At 53.7% G+C, this 15,991-nt stretch carries 12 protein-coding genes; 7 read left to right on the forward strand and 5 right to left on the reverse strand.

Annotated features, from left to right (window positions below; all coding sequences use genetic code 11):
* Window positions 1–17 precede the first annotated feature (17 nt).
* The 3 genes from MWU62_RS10870 to MWU62_RS10880 form a co-directional block, all read right to left on the reverse strand.
* The gene (locus MWU62_RS10870) at window positions 18–473 is read right to left on the reverse strand and encodes a MerR family DNA-binding transcriptional regulator (protein ID WP_247114852.1); all 456 of its coding nucleotides are present in this window, start codon (window positions 471–473) and stop codon (window positions 18–20) included.
* A gap of 221 nt (window positions 474–694) precedes the next feature.
* Complete coding sequence (locus tag MWU62_RS10875) at window positions 695–2,278, reverse strand: fatty acyl-CoA synthetase (RefSeq protein ID WP_247114854.1); 1,584 nt, start codon at window positions 2,276–2,278, stop codon at window positions 695–697.
* Window positions 2,279–2,411: 133 nt separating this feature from the next.
* The gene (locus MWU62_RS10880; RefSeq protein ID WP_247114856.1) at window positions 2,412–3,425 is read right to left on the reverse strand and encodes an AraC family transcriptional regulator; all 1,014 of its coding nucleotides are present in this window, start codon (window positions 3,423–3,425) and stop codon (window positions 2,412–2,414) included.
* 148 nt (window positions 3,426–3,573) lie between these two features.
* Here MWU62_RS10880 and MWU62_RS10885 point away from each other — a divergent pair, with 148 nt between their 5' ends.
* From MWU62_RS10885 to MWU62_RS10905, 5 genes are all read left to right on the forward strand, one after another.
* The gene (locus MWU62_RS10885; RefSeq protein WP_247114858.1) at window positions 3,574–4,716 is read left to right on the forward strand and encodes an acyl-CoA dehydrogenase family protein; all 1,143 of its coding nucleotides are present in this window, start codon (window positions 3,574–3,576) and stop codon (window positions 4,714–4,716) included.
* A 50-nt stretch (window positions 4,717–4,766) separates the two neighbouring features.
* Window positions 4,767–5,954, forward strand: a complete 1,188-nt coding sequence (bktB, locus tag MWU62_RS10890; RefSeq protein WP_247114859.1) for a beta-ketothiolase BktB — start codon at window positions 4,767–4,769, stop codon at window positions 5,952–5,954.
* A gap of 109 nt (window positions 5,955–6,063) precedes the next feature.
* Window positions 6,064–6,825, forward strand: a complete 762-nt coding sequence (locus MWU62_RS10895; protein WP_247114860.1) for an SDR family NAD(P)-dependent oxidoreductase — start codon at window positions 6,064–6,066, stop codon at window positions 6,823–6,825.
* Window positions 6,826–6,851: 26 nt separating this feature from the next.
* On the forward strand, window positions 6,852–8,000 hold the full coding sequence (locus MWU62_RS10900; RefSeq protein WP_247114861.1) for an acyl-CoA dehydrogenase family protein: 1,149 nt from the start codon (window positions 6,852–6,854) through the stop codon (window positions 7,998–8,000).
* A gap of 173 nt (window positions 8,001–8,173) precedes the next feature.
* On the forward strand, window positions 8,174–9,355 hold the full coding sequence (locus tag MWU62_RS10905; protein WP_247114862.1) for a thiolase family protein: 1,182 nt from the start codon (window positions 8,174–8,176) through the stop codon (window positions 9,353–9,355).
* Between the two features lie 50 nt (window positions 9,356–9,405).
* Here the strand turns inward: MWU62_RS10905 and MWU62_RS10910 are convergent, their stop codons facing one another.
* Together MWU62_RS10910 and ilvG are read right to left on the reverse strand one after the other, a co-directional pair.
* The gene (locus MWU62_RS10910) at window positions 9,406–9,687 is read right to left on the reverse strand and encodes an ACT domain-containing protein (RefSeq protein WP_247114863.1); all 282 of its coding nucleotides are present in this window, start codon (window positions 9,685–9,687) and stop codon (window positions 9,406–9,408) included.
* Window positions 9,684–11,384: an acetolactate synthase 2 catalytic subunit gene (ilvG, locus tag MWU62_RS10915; protein WP_247114864.1), complete on the reverse strand. Its 1,701-nt coding sequence runs from the start codon at window positions 11,382–11,384 to the stop codon at window positions 9,684–9,686. The genes MWU62_RS10910 and ilvG overlap by 4 nt, the downstream gene beginning before the upstream one ends.
* Window positions 11,385–11,720: 336 nt before the next feature.
* Between ilvG and MWU62_RS10920 the strand changes: the two genes are divergently transcribed.
* Window positions 11,721–12,803, forward strand: coding sequence for an efflux RND transporter periplasmic adaptor subunit (locus tag MWU62_RS10920; RefSeq protein WP_247114866.1), 1,083 nt, complete (start codon window positions 11,721–11,723; stop codon window positions 12,801–12,803).
* Between the two features lie 5 nt (window positions 12,804–12,808).
* The gene (locus MWU62_RS10925; RefSeq protein ID WP_247114867.1) at window positions 12,809–15,895 is read left to right on the forward strand and encodes an efflux RND transporter permease subunit; all 3,087 of its coding nucleotides are present in this window, start codon (window positions 12,809–12,811) and stop codon (window positions 15,893–15,895) included.
* Window positions 15,896–15,991 lie beyond the last annotated feature (96 nt).

Genomic DNA, 15,991 nt, shown 5'->3' on the forward strand with positions numbered 1-15,991 from the left:
GGTTGTTTGGCTAGAGATCAACTGTTGTCAGTTTTTTTCGCAACATTTTCTGGTTCGTCATTAGCCGGAGCTTGTTGTTTTTTCTTCTTTTGCAGTTCGGTGAGGGCTTCACGACAGCGGGCCTCGGCGGTGTCGATTTCCATTTCTGCCATGGCTATGTCGCTTTTTTGCTGCTCCATGTGAGCGCGCTTGTTGCTCAGTATAGTTAGCATTTTTAGTAGCTGCTTTTCATTCCCGGTCGGGGTTTCATCCCACAGTTCGAAAAGCTCTCTGGTTTCAGCAAGCGAAAAGCCCATGCGCTTTCCTCGGAGAATTAGCTTGAGGCGCACTTTGTCTTTGGTGCTGAATATGCGCGTTTGCCCGCGCCGTGTCGGTTTCAATAGCCCCTGATCTTCATAAAAACGAATGCTTCGCGTTGTTACGTCAAACTCGCTGGAGAGTTCGCCGATACTGAATGTTCTTTTTTTGATCATGGCGGTTTCCTTCTTTTAGCCTAGATTAGAGTAAGTTTACGTTAACGTAAAGTGTCTGGTGGGGCCAAAGGGGTGCTAAAACGGCGTAACGGGTTAGGCGCACGTTAAAGAAGGGCGCTTAATGAAGAGCCCGAAGTGACGGAGAGAATATCAGACGGTAGGCATTTGGTCAGGCTCCCTGAGGAGAAAGAGAGAGCCTGACGTCTTCGCAATACAGTGTGTTACGAGAAGTCTTCTCTTAGCTTCCTTTTTAACAGCTTGCCTGCGGTGTTCTTGGGTAGCTGATCTGCAAAATGAATATGTTTCGGCACCTTGAAGCTTGCGAGTTTTGAACGCGCATGGCTCATTAAGGCGTCTGAATCTTCAGCGTGTCCGTCTTTGAGCACCACAATTGCGCAGATAGCCTCAATCCATTTTTCATCGGGCACGCCTATCACAGCAACTTCTGCCACGGATTCGTGTTGGTACAGGGCTTCCTCTACATCACGGCTGGCAACCAGAACACCGCCGGTATTCACCACGTCTTTAATGCGGTCAACAATGTAAATATAGCCCTCTTCATCCTGATAGCCCAGATCGCCAGAATGGAACCAGCCGCCTTTGAAGGCTTCTTCGGTTGCTTCGGGCTTGGCCCAGTAACCGACCATTAGTTGAGGGGACTGGTGTACCAGTTCACCTTGTTCACCGGGCTTGCAGTCTATGCCAGTCACCGGGTCCACTATGCGGGTCATTACCGTTTGCATGGGGCGGCCAGCAGAGGAAGGTCGGTCAGCATGTTCTTCCGGGAGTAGAACGGTTGCCAGTGGTGCAATTTCACTTTGGCCGTAACAGTTGTAAAGGCCTGCGTTCGGTAATTTTTCACCCAGCTCTTTCACGACCTGTCCGGGCATGATAGAAGCGCCATAGTAGAGTTTGTCCATATGCTGGAGTTTGTCCTGACTGAACCCCGGGTTCTGCAGCAGTGCAATCCATACGGTGGGTGGCGCGAAAAAGGCATTGAGTTGTTCGCGGGCCAATAGCCCGAGAATAGCGTCAGGCGTTGGCGTGTTGATCAGTCGGCTGTAGCCACCGCTGAGTAGCATGGGCATGGAAAACACGTGCATTTGTGCAGAGTGGTAAAGGGGCAAGGCTGCGAGAGAGCGGTCGCTGGCGCGGATGTTCAAATGGTACTGGCAGGCGCTGTAGTGGCTCATTAGCGAGCGGTGGGTGTGCATGGCGCCTTTGGGGTCGGAGGTTGTGCCGGAGGTATAAAGAATCTGCACAACGTCTGTGTCTGCAAGCTCTATGTTCGGTGCAGAATCGTCTCCGTCTGTAAGTGCGAGCGCCAGTATGTCCGGGGTGTTGTCGTATTGCCCATTATGAAGAGTCCCGTAAGTTCCAACCTCCACAGTGCTTTTAACTTCATCTACTTGAGGTTGCAGATCCGTATCGAAAAACAGGGCCTTGCACCCAGATTGGTTCACTACATAGGTCAACTCTTTGCCAATCAACGCATAGTTAACTGGCACATGAATCAGTCCAGCTTTAGTGCAGGCAAGCCAAAGTAATAGGTAGGCATCTGAGTTTTTGCCATAAGCGCCAACACGATCGCCTTTGGTGAGCCCAAGCTCAATAAGGCGGTGAGCCAGACGGTTTGAGGATGTGTGAATGTCAGAGTAGGTCCAGATACGATCTTCGAAGGCCAGAGCTGTGCGCTTGCCATGAGTGCGCGCGGAGCGGGCGAGGGCGTCACCTATAGTGTTGCGTAGTGCCCGGGCAATGCCTGCTGGCAAAGAGCTGGAGGCCGTTGTCTTATGGGTGTTCATTCAAGTACCTCTGTTGGTGTTTTTATACTGGTATCGCTGGCATTAACGCAAACAAGCACTGGCTCGGGGAATGACCTGTCAGGTCGAAAAAATTGACCCAATCGGCCAAGTAATTGCATTTTTTACATGCTTTTTAGTTAGCCCATTGCGAGGGCGATTTGCCCGTCCAGCGCTTGAAGGCGCGGCAGAACGAGGCGGTTTCCGAGAAGCCGACCCGCTCGCTGATGTCTGCCACGCTTAGGTTTTCTGTACTCATGAGTTTAATTGCGTACTCCCTCCGCAGACTGTTTTTGATCAGGCGTAGGGAGGTGCCTTCTTCCTGCAACTTGCGGCCTATGCTTCTTGGAGTCATGTGCAGTAGCTCTGCAATGTCACCCAGGCTGGGCATGTTGTTCAGGCTCTGGCTTGCCAGCAAGGCGCGAACACGGTTACGCAGGCTGTCGTCGATATCGGGCCTGTGCAGGATGTAGGCTGGTGCCTCCTTCAGAAACACCTCCAGCTCTGCTTCGCTCCGGGTTATAGGGAGTTGCAGGTATTTTTCATGCAGAGAAAAACCGCATACAGGCTCGTTAAACTGCAACTCCGCCGGGAACATAGCGCGATACTCCTTAACATGTTTCGGCGCGGGGTAACTGAAGCAGGTGGTGGCGAACGGGATCTGTTGGTCCACCAGCCAGCAGGCGAATCGCTGCCACATAAGAAGTAGGAATTCCTGTAACATGTGGTCTGTATCTTTGCTGGCATCTTCGAGACTAAGACGGAAAAACACCAGTTTGTTGCTGTCGCTTTCGCCCAGACCGATATCAACGTTGTTGCAGGCAACGCTGTATACCCGGGCACTTTTGCGCAGTACGGCCCCCAGAGAAGCTGAGCCAAGGCAGTAGTCTGCCATCAGCGCGAAGGTGCCGTTTTTGCAGGGGCTTGTTGAGAGCCCCATAAATTCATCGCGGGTTGCTCGCCACACGCTCTTAATCAATTGGGTGAGCTGTCGCTCTGTAATGAGTTGCTCGGGCTTGTTGATCCAGTCGGCCGGAATACCTGCCTTGCCCAGAAGAATGTCTTTGCTAGCCCCTTGTCTTTCGGCCCCGCGAATGGAAGCGTGCAGATAGTGGTTGGCGATGTGGGATATGGATTGCGGTTTCGGCATATCTACGGATGATCATGTGCGTATTGTGTCAATTTTTTCGGCTTGTACGGCCATTCCAGAGGAGCAGGATAACCCTTTAAATGTTTGGCTGCCTGACTAATCGGTTTGTTGATGGGTTTGCTAATTAAAGTTACTTAAGAGGTTACCTATGTCCGGACACCAAGAAGATACCGCACTGTTCCATGAAATGATAAACCGGGTCTTAGATAAGGAAATCGCGCCGCACTACGAACAGTGGGAGGAACAATCTGCAATCCCGCGCTCGGTTTGGAACACGCTGGGTCAGGCTGGCATGCTTGGCATAGATATGCCTGAAGAATACGGGGGAGCTGGTGCGAGCTTTGAAATCTCGCAGCTCGCAATCTCGGAGATCGCCCGCAAAGGCTTTGGCGGTCTGGCCGGTGGCTACAACATTCACGCCAATATAGTCATGCCCTATCTTCTACACCTTGGTACACAGGCCCAGAAACAGCACTATCTCCCGGCGATGATTCGCGGTGATATTCTCAGTGCAATAGCCATGACTGAGCCGGGCGCCGGTAGCGATCTGGCGGCTATGCGCACCACGGCGCAGCGCACGGAAAAAGGTTATGTGATCAATGGTGCCAAGGTATTTATTACCAATGGTTTGCACGCCGAACTGGTGATTGTATGTGCCAAAACCGATCCCCAAGCCGGTGCTAAAGGTGTTTCCCTGTTTCTTGTGGATACCAGCTTGTCCGGGTTTTCCCGCGGGAAGGGCATTCGTAAAATAGGTCAGCATGCCAGTGATACGGCAGAGCTTTTTTTCTCTGATCTTTTGGTGCCCCATGATGCGCTGCTTGGCGAGGAGGGCAAGGGCTTTGCCTATCTCATGCAGGAGTTGCCCCGGGAACGTTTGGGCGTAGGTGCACAAGCGGTGGGCGCAACTGAAGGCGTGCTGGCGCTGACTCTGGATTATGTGCAACAACGCCATGCCTTTGGCCAGCGGGTTGCGGATTTTCAGAATACCCGGTTCAAACTGGCTGAAGCCAAGGCGCGGCTTGAGATGGCAAAAGCCTATTTGAATCAATGCATCGGAAGCTACCTGAAAGGCGAGATGGGGCCAACGGAAGCCGCCATACTTAAACTGATGCTCACAGAAATGCAGTGTGATATCGCCAACGAGTGCTTGCAGCTATTTGGCGGCTACGGGTATACCTTGGAGTATCCTGTATCGCGGTTCTTTGTGGATGCCCGAGTGCAGACAATTTACGCTGGCACCTCTGAAATTATGAAAGAAGTGATTGCCCGCTCCATGTTGGGTAAATAGATTAGGCGTTTTGTGGAATTCCAGTCATCCAGATATTGAGGAAAAAAGCAATGAAACTTACTGATGTTGTCATTCTCGACGGTGCCCGCACCGCCATCGGTGGCTTTGGCGGCAGCCTGAGCTCCCTAAGCCCAGCTGAGCTTGGAACCTGCGCAGCCAAAGAAGCCATTAGCCGCTCTGGTGTGCCTGCGGAAGATATCGATCATTCGGTGTTCGGTCACATTATCCCTACTGGCCCGGCCGATGCTTATGTAGCCCGCCACATTGGCCTGAACTCAGGCCTGCAGAAAGGTTCGGCGGCGTTCAACGTAAACCGCCTTTGTGGTTCCGGCGTACAGTCGGTTATCAGTGCCGCGCAGATGATCATGATGGGCGACAGCAAGATTGCTCTGGCTGGCGGCACGGAAAGCATGAGCCAAGGCGCCTATGTTCTGCCCAACGTTCGCAAAGGTTTGCGGATGGGTGACGGGAAAGCGGTTGATATGACTCTGGGAACTCTTACCGATCCGTTTGGCAGTGGCCACATGGGCATGACTGCTGAGCGTATTGCAGAAAAGTATGGCCTAACCCGCGAAGATTTGGATGCGTTTTCTGCAGAAAGCCATCGTCGGGCCAGCCAAGCTATTGAGCAAGGGTACTTTAAAGAACAAATCGTACCTGTAACCGTAAAACAGGGGCGTAAAGAGGTTGTTTTCGAGCAGGATGAACATGTGCGTGCGGGCACCACAGCCGAAAGCCTTGGCGGCTTGAAACCGGCCTTCACAAAAGACGGCATAGTTACTCCAGGCAATGCCTCAGGTATTAACGATGGCGCAGCCGCCATGGTGCTGACCAGCGCAGCCGAAGCGGAAAAACGCGGCCTCAAAGCCCGTGCACGCATTGTGGGTTATGCCTTTGCGGGCGTAGACCCGAGCGTAATGGGGCTTGGACCAATCCCTGCGGTGCGGACCGTATTGGAAAAAACCGGCCTCAGCGTGGCCGATCTGGATGTGATCGAATCCAATGAAGCTTTTGCAGCTCAAGCGCTGGCGGTAAGCAAGGAGTTGGGCTTGCCAGCGGATAAGGTTAACCCGAACGGCGGTGCCGTTGCATTGGGCCATCCAGTGGGCGCTACCGGCTCCATTATTATCATTAAAACCATTGCTGAGCTTGAGCGCACTGGTGGGCGATATGGCCTTATAACCATGTGCATCGGCGGCGGTCAGGGCATTGCGTTAATCGTTGAGCGCATTAACTGATGTGACAGGCAGATTTCTTTTTAAGGTTGAATTGGGTACAGTTTACGTCAACGTAAACATTAATGCGGGCCGGTTCAGCCTATAACACCCAATTTGAAGGGAGAAGTTGATGGAATTCAATAATGTACCAGCCGTTGTAACAGGTGGCGCTTCAGGGCTTGGTGAGGGCGCGGCTCGGGCTCTGGCTGCTGCTGGCTGCAAAGTAGCGATCTTGGACCTGCAAAAAGAGCAGGGTGAGAAGGTTGCAGCGGATATAGGCGGAATCTTTGTGCACTGCGACGTGAGCTCCGCTGAAAGCGCGGAAGCGGCAATAGCTGCTGCCCGTGAAGCCCACGGCCTTTGTGGCATTGCGGTGAATTGCGCAGGCATTGGCCCCGCGGCCAAGATTCTGGGGCGCGATGGTGTAATGCCGCTAGAGAGCTTTAGCAAGGTTATACAGATCAACCTGATTGGCACCTTCAACATCCTAAGGCTTGCTGCCGGCGATATGGCCCAGCGCGAGCCTAATGCTGACGGCGAACGCGGTGTGATCATCAACACGGCGTCAGTGGCGGCTTACGAAGGGCAAATAGGGCAGGCAGCTTACAGTGCTTCCAAAGGCGGAGTTGTGGGTTTAACGATTCAATCGGCCCGTGAGCTTGCCCGCGAAGGCATCCGTGTGAACACCATTGCACCAGGCCTATTCATGACCCCCATGATGTCCGGCATGCCGCAAGAGGTTCAGGACAGCTTGGCGGCAACTCTGCCGTTCCCGAAACGTCTGGGCGAGCCTGCTGAGTTTGGAATGATGGTGGACCAGATGGTGCGCAACCCCATTTTGAACGGCGAAACCATCCGGCTGGACTGCGCTTTGCGCATGGCGCCTAGATAAATTCACTACCCTTAAAGGAGAGCGCAATGACAAACACGGTAGATCAAGAAGAACTGGCTCTGTTCCGTTCATCTGTCATCAAGGCTTTGGAAACAGAAGTTGCGCCCCATTACGAGGCTTGGGAAAAGACCGGCCTTGTACCCCGTGACCTTTGGACCACTCTTGGCGATGCAGGCATGCTGTGCGTCGACATTCCCGAGGATTGCGGCGGCTGTGGCGCGCCTTTCCAGTACTCTGTGGTTGTTGGCGAAGAGCTGGCACGCATGGGGTTTGGTGCGCTCTCCACCAACGTAATGGTGCATTCGGATATCGTTGCTCCCTACATCAGCCATTTGGGGAATGAAGCACAAAAGCAACAATGGCTGCCAAAAATGGTGTCGGGAGAGGTGGTGGGCGCCATTGCCATGACCGAGCCGGGTGCCGGAAGTGATTTGCAAGCCATGCGCACGAGTGCAGTGCGCGATGGCGACGACTATATTCTGAACGGATCGAAAACCTTCATCACCAATGGCCAGCATGCGGACATGGTGATTGTTGCTGCGAAAACCGACCCTGCAGCCGGTGCCAAAGGTATCAGCCTGTTTCTGGTGGACACCAGTCTGCCCGGATACAGCAAAGGGCGGAATCTCGACAAGATAGGCCAGCACAGTGGCGATACCTCTGAGCTATTCTTCTCCGATATGCGTGTGCCAGCATCGGCGCTTATTGGCGAAGAGGGTAAGGGGTTTGTTTATCTGATGCAGGAACTGCCGCGGGAGCGGTTGGTTATAGGTGCGCTTGGCGTAGCTGCGGCCAGAGGAGCGCTAGATCTAACCATTGCATACGCCCAAGAGCGGGAGTTGTTCGGGCAAAAACTGGCCCAACTGCAGAACACCCGTTTTGAAATCGCCCGCATGGAAACCGATTATCAGGTTAACAAGGCGTTTGTAGCCCAATGCATCAGCCAGTACGAAGCCGGTGAGCTGGATGCACCCACCGCCTCCATGGCCAAATACAGCGCCACCGAAATGCAGTGCCGTGTTGCAGATGGCTGCTTACAGTTGTTTGGCGGCTATGGCTACACCACCGAATACCCCATTTCCCGTGCCTTTATGGATGCACGTGTGCAGCGCATATACGGCGGCGCCTCGGAAGTGATGAAGGAGATTATCGCCCGATCGGTTCTAGGTCGCTAATCTTTTAAATCCTGCGAACAGATATAAACGTTGAACGGGCAGGTGCGGGTGGCTCTTCAGAAACCGTCAAAAGCCATGGATGGCTTTTGTCGAGCGTACAGGGATGTATTTACAGCGTGTTTCTGAAGGGCCACCCGCACCTGCCCGCGCTCCCAAACCTGAGGACAGTCTCCATGAAAGAAAACGATGTAGTAATAGCAGGCTCCGCCCGAACGCCTATGGGCGGAATGATGGGATCCCTGAGTTCTGTGCGCTCTCCCGAGTTAGGCGCCACAGCCATCAAAGCTGCCATTGAGCGCAGCGGACTGCAGCCTGTGGATGTTCAAGAAGTGATCATGGGTTGCGTTTTGCCTGCCGGATTGGGTCAGGCCCCTGCTCGTCAGGCTTCCCGTGGCGCAGGTATTCCGGACAGCTCTGGTTGCACCACTGTGAACAAAATGTGCGGTTCCGGTATGCAAGCAGTGATCATGGCCCATGATCAGATTAAAGCTGGCACCAACAATATTATGATTGCTGGAGGCATGGAGAACATGAGTCAAGCACCATACCTGCTACCAAAAGCACGTGGCGGTATGCGTATGGGCCATGGACAGGTAATGGACAGCATGTTCCTCGATGGACTGGAAGATGCCTACGAAGGCGGCCTGATGGGCGTGTTTGCCCAGAAGAGCGCAGACGACTACAAAATTACCCGCGAACAAATGGATGATTTTGCCATTCGCTCTCTGGAGCGCGCCAATGCGGCCATCAACAATGGCTGGTTCGAGCCGGAAATCTGCCCTGTGACCGTATCCGCCCGTGGTGACGATACTCAGGTGAGCGTGGACGAACAACCCGGGAATGCTCGGCCCGAGAAAATCCCCAACCTGAAACCGGCGTTCAAAAAAGACGGTACCGTAACGGCAGCCAACGCCAGCTCCATCAGCGATGGTGCCTCGGCTCTGCTGCTCGCCTCGGCTGAGGAAGCAAAAGCACGCGGCCTGACTGCTCAGGCAAAAATTGTCGCCCACGCCACTCACGCCCAGCTGCCCGCTGAGTTCACACTGGCCCCCATCGGTGCCATTGAGAAAGTTCTGAAAAAGGCAGGATGGACCAAGGAAGATGTAGATCTGTTTGAGATCAATGAAGCCTTCGCCGTTGTTTCCCTATTGGCGATCAACGAGCTGGAACTGGATGCAGACAAGGTGAACATCTACGGCGGCGCCTGTGCGTTAGGGCACCCCATCGGCTCCTCCGGCTCGCGAATCCTAGTCACGCTAATGAACGCTCTAAAGCAGAAAGGCCTGAAGCGCGGCGTTGCCTCTCTGTGTATTGGCGGCGGCGAGGCGACAGCGGTTGCTATCGAGCTGATCTGATGCTTTATAAGAAGGGCAAGTAACGGCTTGCTTGCCCTTCTTACGCAGAATCACGCAATTCGACTTGCGGCAGCCACCACCGGCGCCGCAAGCTTAACCTCCGCTACGGTGTGTAGCTTTTCAAGCTGAGACTGAAGCATAGCCACAGGGCGGGAGCCCTGAATGGTTAGCGCGATATCCAGCGCCCCGTCTGCGGTCTCCACCGCCATCTTCGCAATGCGAAACCCCCTGATGCGAACCACTTGGCACAAGCGCTCAAGTGCTGCGGCTTCGTGATTCATACGGCAAGTAATGGTATAGCTTGTTGCATTATGGCTGCTCTCGGTCTTCATGCGGTCATCTCCTTTTTGTCCGCTGCAGTGCGGCGAGTTTCATCAATCATCTCTTTGTTGCTTCCGCCCGGCTTAACGATTGGCCAAACGTTTTCTTCGCGGGCAATAGCAACGTGCAGCAGCATAGGGCCGCTGTAAGCCAGTATGGTTTCAATTCCTCGCCGTACCTGATCTGTGCGCTCAATCTTCAGGGCGGGAATATCGAATGCCCGGGCCATGGCAACAAAATCCGGGTTGTCATCGAGGTTAATTTGGCTTTCCCGATTGTTGTAGAATAGCTCCTGTTGTTGACGAACCATGCCCAAACATTGGTTGTCCATAATGATCAATTTAACGGGCAGGTTATATCGGCGAATAGTGGCTAGCTCCTGTGCGTTCATCATGAAGGAGCCATCGCCGGTAACATTGATAACCGTGCTATCGCGATTGGCAAACTGTGCGCCTATAGCCGCTGGCAATCCAAAACCCATAGTTCCGAGGCCCCCACTGGTAAGGTGGTGCCGTGGGTGATCAAACTGGTAATGCTGGGCAACCCACATCTGGTGCTGGCCAACATCACAGGCAATGATGGTGTCGTCTGGTGCGGTGCGAGAAAGCTGGCTGATAAAAGCTGGGCCGGTAATAGGCGCCAAGGGCTCTTCGTTATCTGCTGCCTGAAACCCACCCGTTGTACGCCAGGCTTGGCACTGCTTGCGCCAATCGTTGATTGCCAGAGGGGTTTCCCTAAGAGCGCGGGTCAGTTCACCTAGAATGGTGTTTAGATCCCCGCGAAGCGCAATGTCAGCACTTCGGAGTTTATTGAATTCTGCTGCATCGGCATCGATGTGAATTGTTCGGGCATTGGGTGCGAAGCCATCGAGCTTGCCGGTAGCGCGGTCATCCAAACGCGCACCAATAACCAGTAATAGGTCGCATTCGTCTACCGCTCTGTTGGCAGCGCGGGAACCGTGCATTCCCAACATGCCGAGGTTGTGGGCACTGTGTTTGCCGGAGTTTCCTATACCTTTAAGGGTTACTACTGCGGGCATCTCGGAACACTCGGTAAACGCCCGAAAGCTTTCCTCTGCGTGGGCCAAGCTAATCCCGCCACCGCTATAAAGCAGCGGCTTACGAGCGGCGCGCAACAAAGCTATCGCGCTTTCGAGATCGGGGCAGGTGGCATTTGGCTGTGCCTGTGTATTCATCCGTGCAGCGGTTACGTCCTCGAGTAATATGTCTTTAGGAATATCGATCCAAACCGGCCCTGGCCGACCGCTTTGTGCGAGGTCCATGGCTTCTTCAAGAATTCCGGGTAGCTCGGCTGCGTTATCAATCAAATAACTGTGCTTTACGATGCCAAGCGTCATACCCAAAACATCGGTTTCCTGAAAGGCATCGGTGCCAATAAGCGCCGATGGAACCTGACCGGTAATAACCAACATAGGGATAGAATCCCGGTGCGCATTGGCAACACCGGTAATCAGGTTGGTGGCACCCGGGCCGGATGTGGTAATACAAACCCCCAGCTTGCCGCTGGCCCGGGCGTAGCCATCGGCGGCCAGAGCGCAGCCTTGCTCGTGGCGACAGAGCACATGCTCCACACGCACATCGTCCACCAGCGCATCGTACAGCGGCATGATGCAGCCACCGGGATAACCGAAAACCGTTTGGATGTTGTGGCGATGGAATGCGTCGAGAATGTGCTGTGCGCCGTTCATTATCGTGTTCCCTATTTTTTTCTTTCGCAAAAAAGAAACCCCCGGGACCTTTCGGTGCCGGGGGTTTCTGGTGTTTGTGTCAGGTTTGTCGCTATCTCACCCGATTATCCACGCAAAATCCCCCGGAAGGTATCACTACCACGAGGACTAGGACTGCAAGGATAATTACTGAGTTAAGGTTCATAAAACGGACAATCTGCTCTGAATTCGATCAATGATTCTGTGTAGAATCTACCCCACGATTTAAACCGGTTGCAACCGTTTAATCGTTTTATTTTTCAAACAACGCCGCTTTCTGAGCTGTTGTTCACCAAATTCAGGCTGTGTAGGTACTTAATGAGCAAAGTAAAATGGAGTTCGCTGGGTCTGTCCGTGGTCGTTGTGATCGCGTTGATTATCTGGATGGCAACCGGCGAACTCAAAGAGGCCAGTACTGAAGCACCTGCAGAACCCGAGGTTATAGAGCAGGAGCGAACACGGGTTCAGGTGACCACTCTCAATGCACAGCTATACGAGCCGGGCTTGTTGTTGCAGGGCCAACTGGAACCCTGGAGTGCGGTTACCCTGAGCGCACGGGTTGCAGGTACGGTGGAGTCCATTGCTGCAGAACTTGGCGATACAGTAAACGCTGGAGACGTGCTTTTAACCTTGTCTGAAGATGGCCGGGGCGCTGGGGTTCAGCGTTGGCAGGCGCGGGTTAAAAAGCTGGAAGCGGATTTGTCAGCAGCGCAAAAGCTTGGTTCTAGAAACTTGGCTTCCCAGTCGGAAATTCTTAATGTTGAAAGCGAATTAGCGGCGGCGCGCGCGGAATTGAAAAGCGCGCAGCTCGCCGTTTCCCACCTTAGACCCACAGCACCCTTTGAGGGTGTGATCAATCGTAAACACGTTGACGCTGGCAGTCTGGTTCAGGTGGGTTCGTCCTTGTATGAACTGGTGCGCATAGATCGTCTCAAGGCCAGAGGGCAGGTGCCCCAGCAGTCTGTTGCACAAGTCGCACCGGGCCAAAGCGTGCGGGTGCGACCACTGGATGGAGAGGCGCTAGATGGGGTGGTTACCTTTGTGGCGAGTGCTGCAAATCCTGAAACCCGGAGTTTTGCGGTTGAGATTGCCGTGGAGAACCCGGAGCGGAAACGTATCGCTGGCGGTAGCGCTAACCTTAGGGTTGCCCTGGCTGATGTGCAAGCCACGTTTATTTCTCCGGCGTATCTCTCACTTGGCGACGATGGTCGTCCGGGTGTGAAGTATGTGGATGAGCAAAACCGAGTCGTTTTCCGCAACGTGAGGTTGCTCAGTGTGTCTACCGAAGGCGCCTGGGTGACAGGCTTGCCAGACGAGACTCGCCTGATTACCCGGGGTGCCGGTTTTGTTAGTGAGGGCGAGCAAGTAGAAGCTGTAGACGCCTCCGAAGAGCGGGGCTAGACACTATGCGCGCACTTATTTTTGCGGCCATAGACCGCAGCCGAACCACGTTGCTGACACTGTTTTTCCTAACGCTTGGCGGTATTGCTGCATTTCAGGCTATCCCGCGAGAGGCTAACCCAGACGTTACCATTCCCATGATTTATATCTCCATGACACTGGAAGGTATAAGCCCGGAAGATGCGGAGCGGTTGCTAGTGCGCCCCATGGAACAGGAGCTGCGCTCTCTTGAGGGCGTAAAAGAAATGCGTGGTACAGCATCTGAAGGACATGCTTCTGTGATGCTGGAATTCGATGCTGGCTTTGATCCGGACACCGCTTTGCAAGACGTTCGGGAAAAAGTGGATACCGCCCGCAGCAAGCTACCTCGGGAAGCTGACGAACCACGGGTGAATGAAATCAACGTTTCTTTGTTTCCGGTGCTCTCCATTGGCTTGTCCGGGCCTTTGTCTGAACGCGAGCTGATCACGGTTGCCCGTGGGCTTCAGGATGCTATAGAAGCGATTCCTGAAGTTCTGGAGGTGGAGATCGGCGGCGACCGGGAAGATCTGCTGGAAATTATTGTGGATCCTCAGGTATTGGAAGGCTACGGCATAGATTTTGACCAGCTCGGCAGCCTAGTGACCCGCAATAATCAGCTAGTGGCAGCTGGGTCACTGGATACCGGCAATGGTCGTATGACGCTTAAAGTACCCGGTGTTATTGAGAATATTGAAGACGTTATGTCCATGCCTATAAAAGTTGATGGCGATACCGTGGTCACCTTCGGCGATGTCGCCATGCTACAGCGTACCTTCAAAGACCCGACCGGGTTTGCACGTATTAATGGTGAGCCAGCCGTAGTGCTGGAAGTATCCAAACGCAGCGGGGCTAACATCATTGAAACCGTGGCTGAGGTGCGGGAGTTAATCGCCCGCGCGCAGCCGCAACTGCCAGAGGCTTTGGATGTACGGTACATCATGGATCAATCCGATGAGGTTCGCGACCTGCTGAGCGATCTGCTCAACAACGTATTGACTGCCATAGTGTTGGTTATCATCGTAATTATTGCCACCATGGGGCCACGCTCTGCCTTGCTGGTGGGGCTTACCATTCCGGGCGCCTTCCTAACCGGCATTCTGGTTATCTGGACCATGGGTCTTACCCTCAACATAGTGGTACTTTTCAGCCTTATTCTTGTTGCCGGAATGCTGGTGGACGGAGCCATTGTGGTATCGGAACTTGCAGACCGGAACCTGTCTGAAGGGCATACCGTAAAAGGCGCTTGGGCGGAAGCCGCAAGCCGAATGGCTTGGCCGATAATTGCGTCTACCGCAACCACCCTTGCGGTGTTTGTACCGCTTCTGTTTTGGCCTGGGGTGGTTGGCGAGTTCATGAAATTCCTACCCATCACCGTAATCATCTGCTTGATAGCTTCTCTCGCCATGGCTCTGGTGTTTTTACCGGTACTAGGCGGCGTAAGCGGCGGACGCCGTGCACGCACCGTCAGTGAAAATGGCCGTGTGATGCAGGGCTATCGCAAGGTGCTTTCCACACTGCTCTCATATCCCGGCTTTACACTGGTGGGCGTTTTGGGCGTGGTTGTGTTGGTGTACGTCGCCTACGGAAAATTCAACCATGGCATCGAATTTTTCCCCAGCGTAGAGCCAGATTCTGCTCAGGTGCAGATTCGCGCCCGGGGTGACCTCTCTGTGATAGAACGGGACGCCATTGTGCGTAAGGTTGAGGGGCGTTTGCAGGGCATGCCGGAGGTGAAAGCGGTTTATGCGCGTTCCATGCTGAGCACCAGCACGCAAATGGCACCGGATGTGATTGGTGTGCTCCAGTTCCAGTTTACCGACTGGTTTACCCGTCGCCCGGCAAGCGCCATTCTCGATGATTTTCTGGCGCGCACGAAGGATATTCCGGGCATTGAGTTGGAGTTTCGCGAACAGGAAAACGGCCCGGCTGGCGGTAAACCGATAGAACTTCAAATAAGCAGCCGGGACAGCACCAAACTCAACGGTTATGTGGATCAAATCGAAGATCAAATGCGCGCCCAAGGCGGCTTTGTGGATATTGAAGATGACCGAAGCTTGCCGGGCATTGAGTGGCGACTGGAAGTGGATAGGGAAGCGGCTGCCCGTTTCGGAACCGATGTGCTTAGCATTGGCAGCGCCGTTCGTTTGGTTACCAACGGTTTGGTTTTAGCTACGTTCCGACCGGAAGATGTACGTGATGAGGTAGACATTGCCGTGCGGGTTCCCAACAACTGGCGTGAGTTGGATCATTTACAGCGTCAAACGATTAACACAGCCCGGGGGCAGGTGCCTCTATCGCAATTTCTCGATCTGCAACCGGGACATAAAACCGGCAGCATTGCCCGGGTAGATGGTCAGCGAACCATCACCATCAAATCCGATATTCAGCCGGGCGAACAGGTAGATAGCTTGCTGAAAGGGTTGCAAGCCAAACTTCCTGAGACTCCGGAGGGGGTGTCGGTAAAGTTTGCGGGTGAAAACGAAGACCAGCAGCAGGCTTCTAATTTCTTGATCAGTGCATTTTTGATCGCGATTGCCATGATGCTTCTTATTCTGGTGACCCAATTCAACTCGCTCTATCAGAGCTTTCTCATTCTTTCGGCGATTGTTCTCTCCACGGCGGGTGTGCTTCTGGGGTTACTGCTGAACGGCCAGTCTTTTGGGATCGTAATGGTGGGTATGGGCATTATCGCGTTGGCGGGTATTGTTGTGAACAACAACATCATTCTTATCGATACTTACAATCAGATGAAGGAAGACGGTATGGAGGCCTATGAGGCAGCGCTTGAAACCAGCTGCCTGCGTTTGCGCCCCGTATTACTAACCGCTGTTACCACGGTGCTTGGGTTGATGCCAATGGTGCTAAGTGTGAACGTGGACCTGCTCACTCCCTCTCTAGGGCTGGGCGCACCATCAACTCAATGGTGGGCCCAGCTTTCCAGCGCTATCGCCGGAGGCCTGGCATTTGCCACCATTCTGACACTGCTGTTAACACCGGCGATGCTGGTGTTGGGTGAGCGAGTGGGGCAGGCTGTTCGTAAGATGTTTCGTCGCACACAATCAGTGCAGTGATGTAGATCAACCGCATTATGAGTGCGGTTTGTAGCTTTTTTTGTTGATTTGCGCCAATTAGTACGATCAGAAGGTAAAAACCTGAACCTTAGGTCA

It is taken from the genome of Marinobacter sp. S6332 (genome assembly GCF_023016045.1).
Lineage (GTDB): Bacteria > Pseudomonadota > Gammaproteobacteria > Pseudomonadales > Oleiphilaceae > Marinobacter.

Bases quoted from the DNA above. Each gene is read 5' to 3' on its own strand.
- MWU62_RS10870 (WP_247114852.1), bottom strand. From the start codon at position 473: ATGATCAAAAAAAGAACATTCAGTATCGGCGAACTCTCCAGCGAGTTT.
- MWU62_RS10875 (WP_247114854.1), bottom strand. From the start codon at position 2,278: ATGAACACCCATAAGACAACGGCCTCCAGCTCTTTGCCAGCAGGCATT.
- MWU62_RS10880 (WP_247114856.1), bottom strand. From the start codon at position 3,425: ATGCCGAAACCGCAATCCATATCCCACATCGCCAACCACTATCTGCAC.
- MWU62_RS10885 (WP_247114858.1), top strand. From the start codon at position 3,574: ATGTCCGGACACCAAGAAGATACCGCACTGTTCCATGAAATGATAAAC.
- bktB (WP_247114859.1), top strand. From the start codon at position 4,767: ATGAAACTTACTGATGTTGTCATTCTCGACGGTGCCCGCACCGCCATC.
- MWU62_RS10895 (WP_247114860.1), top strand. From the start codon at position 6,064: ATGGAATTCAATAATGTACCAGCCGTTGTAACAGGTGGCGCTTCAGGG.
- MWU62_RS10900 (WP_247114861.1), top strand. From the start codon at position 6,852: ATGACAAACACGGTAGATCAAGAAGAACTGGCTCTGTTCCGTTCATCT.
- MWU62_RS10905 (WP_247114862.1), top strand. From the start codon at position 8,174: ATGAAAGAAAACGATGTAGTAATAGCAGGCTCCGCCCGAACGCCTATG.
- MWU62_RS10910 (WP_247114863.1), bottom strand. From the start codon at position 9,687: ATGAAGACCGAGAGCAGCCATAATGCAACAAGCTATACCATTACTTGC.
- ilvG (WP_247114864.1), bottom strand. From the start codon at position 11,384: ATGAACGGCGCACAGCACATTCTCGACGCATTCCATCGCCACAACATC.
- MWU62_RS10920 (WP_247114866.1), top strand. From the start codon at position 11,721: ATGAGCAAAGTAAAATGGAGTTCGCTGGGTCTGTCCGTGGTCGTTGTG.
- MWU62_RS10925 (WP_247114867.1), top strand. From the start codon at position 12,809: ATGCGCGCACTTATTTTTGCGGCCATAGACCGCAGCCGAACCACGTTG.